The sequence below is a fragment of the Priestia sp. BR_2 genome (assembly GCF_041954005.1).
In the GTDB taxonomy this organism is placed as follows: Bacteria; Bacillota; Bacilli; order Paenibacillales; family Paenibacillaceae; genus Paenibacillus_AQ; species Paenibacillus_AQ lautus_A.
In genome coordinates this window covers 1-534 of sequence record NZ_JAVFHM010000111.1, presented here as the reverse complement: position 1 = coordinate 534, position 534 = coordinate 1, and the positions used below count along the sequence as shown (strand labels likewise).

At 53.4% G+C, this 534-nt stretch carries 1 rRNA gene; it reads right to left on the bottom strand.

Annotated features, from left to right (window positions below):
- Positions 1 to 47 precede the first annotated feature (47 nt).
- Positions 48 to 534, bottom strand: a 23S ribosomal RNA gene (locus RB298_RS03660); the annotation flags it as partial.

Genomic DNA, 534 nt, shown 5'->3' with positions numbered 1-534 from the left:
TAGAAAACTAGACACGAAACGATATTTGCAGCTCATTTAAATATATTTTGGATAAGCCCTCGACCGATTAGTATTGGTCAGCTCCAAGCATTGCTGCACTTCCCCCTCCAACCTATCTACCAAGTTGTCTTCAAGGGGTCTTACATACTGGGAAATCTCATCTTGAGGGGGGCTTCACGCTCAGATGCTTTCAGCGCTTATCCCGTCCGTACGTAGCTACCCAGCCATGCTCCTGGCGGAACAACTGGTGCACCAGCGGTACGTCCATCCCGGTCCTTTCGTACTAAGGACAGCTCCTCTCAAATTTCCACCGCCCACGACAGATAGGGACGGAACTGTCTCACGACGTTCTGAACCCAGCTCGCGTACCGCTTTAATGGGCGAACAGCCCAACCCTTGGGACCTACTTCCGCCCCAGGATGCGATGAGCCGACATCGAGGTGCCAAACCTCCCCGTCGATGTGGACTCTTGGGGGAGATAAGCCTGTTATCCCCAGGGCAGCTTTTATCCGTTGAGCGATGGCCCTTCCATGC